Raw genomic sequence first — 2,598 nt, forward strand, 5'->3', positions numbered from 1 at the left:
CTACTAACCAAGGTAATGCTTCAATACAAGGGATTTTCATACGTCCTCCTGGGGTGAATGGCGCTCAGAAAATTTTTATGCCAAATCAACACAACTCAACAGATGTTTTTTTCGAAAACCCAAGTAAATAGCTGATCAGGAATTCGTGTTGGTTTGATTTTCTGGAATATCGGGTATGGAAAGTCGTTCAACGGATCGGGGAAGTCGTTGGTGAAGGCTGATTTTAGTGAAAAAGGAGACAGCATTCTCATTATTTTGATCATCGAGTTTTTCTATCATCTCAATTGAGCGCTTTGTGGGCATAATTCCGCCTTGACCTGAAAAGAGTTCAGTAAAATAAAGAAACGCAATCTTCCCGCGATGCTCTAGTGAGCGGGAGAAGCTCTTTGCGGAAAAACATTTTCGCGTCTTGAAGGAAAGAACCACTTGAGCGGAATATTGCACCGTCGACACTTGATTTTGAACGTTAGCGGATTGGCTGGCAGCCTCACTTTGATTTTGAGAATCAGTTTTAACCGATTCAAAGTTTTCCGGGCATGGTGCTCCAGGAATGACTATCGAGCAGATCTGAAAAATAAATTTTCAATTCATCCTGCGTCAAATCATCGGGACAGCGGTCGAAGTAATCGGCTACTCGGCGAAGGGCCAGACTGTAACAACAGATCGTTTTAGGACTCATCCCCTGAAGTTTGAGGTTGAGTTGATGGGACTGGTAGAGTGTCTTAAATTTAGATTGCTGTTGATCATTCATAACGTAACTCCTGGTTGATGATTGCAAAAAGGGGCATGTTGCCCGGATTGACAATGGAGTTACGCTATAAGTGTGCAAAATCAGAACGTAGATGCTGAAATACCGCCGCGCAGCGGCTTAGTTCAACAAACAGGAACAAGTAACCTGTTTTTAAGAGTAGGAAGCGAAGAGTAAGAATGAAAGTAAAAGAAGGTTTCGTTGAATCAGAGGGGCATCGCCTGGGATATTTAGCCGTCAATGAACATCTGCTCAACCAAAATGATCAGCCCATTGTTGTATTTATTCATGGTGTTTTAGCCTCGATAAACTTTTGGCACGACTGTGTCCCGCCTAACTTTAAAAAAGATAGGGCTTGGTATTCCTTGAGTTTACCCGCACATCATCCTTCTACCGTGCCTCCAGACTTCAAACCAGAACATGTGAATGAACAATGGTTTTTTAATTTGATGAACGGTGCTCTAAAAGCACTTCTAGGTGATAAAAAAGCGATTATTGTTGGGCATTCCACAGGTGGATTTTCTGCGCTTAACCTTGCTATCCATCAAGCGCCCAATGTTGTAGGTATTATCAGCGTTGCAGGATTCCACAGTGGTAAGTGGGGCGGCCTTGAGGGCCTGCTAGTGAAATTGGCAGGACTCGGGAAGTGGACTAAAAATTTGTTTGTTGCCAACCTCACTTTAGCACAACCAAGTCGTGTAATGCAGCGTTTTTTCTCTAACTCATTGGCATACGATCAAAAGGCATATGGTTCTAATCCACTGAGCCAACGTATGCTTGATAATATTAAGCCCAACACCAGTCAGCAGAATTATTCAGATTTATTTCCTTTATTCAACGGTATTGGTCGATTAGAAATTGCCGATCAACTGGGGGAGATTAGCATGCCGTGTTATATTTTTGCAGGTACACACGACCCTATTGTACCCGCAAAACAATCGCTGCTATTGTCCAGCAAAATACCAAGAGCAAAAACGGTTGTTTTTCATAACGTAGGCCACATGCCTTTTATAGAGGACACTGACACTTACTTTAGTGCTCTTGAGGAAGCTGTAACTAGCATTGTCAAACAAACAACAAACTGATCAAGGTAAAGATGATCGATTATCCTGAATATAAAAAAGACTTGCAGCGTATCCACGAGTCGGAAGTTTATGGTTGCGCTCTGTTTAATACGGCTGCTCAAGTTACTTTGAGTCCCAAGCAAAAGAAAAAGTGGTTAGTTTTAAAGGCCCTGGAAGAACAAACCTTGGAACGCTATCTCTCCTATATGAAAGACTCCGGTCAACCAGTGACCGCCCCCAAAGGTTGGGAGCTTAAAGGTTATTTTGAGGGTGCTATGTTGGGAGTATTGCCTTGGCGTTTATCCATGAAACTATTAGGCGATGGTACAGCACCTTTTCAGGAAAAATTTTTACGATTAAAGAACAATGCGACTGAAAAGTCTGAAAAGAAATTTTTCGGCTACGTTTATGCACATGAAAAAGCTATTGAAGCTTTTGCGCACAAAGAAATGTCTAGGGATCAAGACAGTTTAAAGGCAGCTGAAAGCCTCCTGAACAATTAAACGCAGCAAAATAGCACGGGGGGATAGGTTTCACATGGCCAATCGGGTAGAGGGAAGCTTTTCTCTTCCCCCTCCCACACCACCCTGCATGCGGGTCTCGCACAGGGCGGTTCACTTCAGGGTTCAAATGTGAAGAATCTCTCCACATCTAAGGGTTACTTGATGAAATCCGCCCAAGAATGCTTTTCCAGTCGGAATCAACGCATCTTGAAGGTTTCATCAGCCTTTCCTTATCTGAAATGTTCAGCCCTTCACCCTGTCTGAGCCATTACAGCCCAGCGTT

General features: G+C 43.1%; 4 protein-coding genes. 2 read left to right on the forward strand and 2 right to left on the reverse strand.

Annotated features, from left to right (window positions below):
- Positions 1-135: 135 nt before the first annotated feature.
- Positions 136-303, reverse strand: a complete 168-nt coding sequence (locus HQM11_21400) for a hypothetical protein (protein ID MBF0353595.1) — start codon at positions 301-303, stop codon at positions 136-138.
- A 217-nt stretch (positions 304-520) separates the two neighbouring features.
- Positions 521-751 (reverse strand): phage integrase N-terminal SAM-like domain-containing protein, encoded by a 231-nt coding sequence (locus tag HQM11_21405; GenBank protein MBF0353596.1) that lies wholly within the window; start codon positions 749-751, stop codon positions 521-523.
- A gap of 176 nt (positions 752-927) precedes the next feature.
- On the opposite strand from HQM11_21405, the gene HQM11_21410 reads away from it, so the two are divergent.
- Together HQM11_21410 and HQM11_21415 are read left to right on the forward strand one after the other, a co-directional pair.
- Positions 928-1,833, forward strand: a complete 906-nt coding sequence (locus HQM11_21410) for an alpha/beta hydrolase (GenBank protein ID MBF0353597.1) — start codon at positions 928-930, stop codon at positions 1,831-1,833.
- A gap of 11 nt (positions 1,834-1,844) precedes the next feature.
- Entirely contained in the window at positions 1,845-2,315 is a 471-nt protein-coding gene (locus tag HQM11_21415; protein ID MBF0353598.1) for a hypothetical protein, read from the forward strand.
- Positions 2,316-2,598: the final 283 nt, after the last annotated feature.

The sequence above is a fragment of the SAR324 cluster bacterium genome (assembly GCA_015232315.1).
Lineage (GTDB): Bacteria > SAR324 > SAR324 > SAR324 > NAC60-12 > JADFZZ01.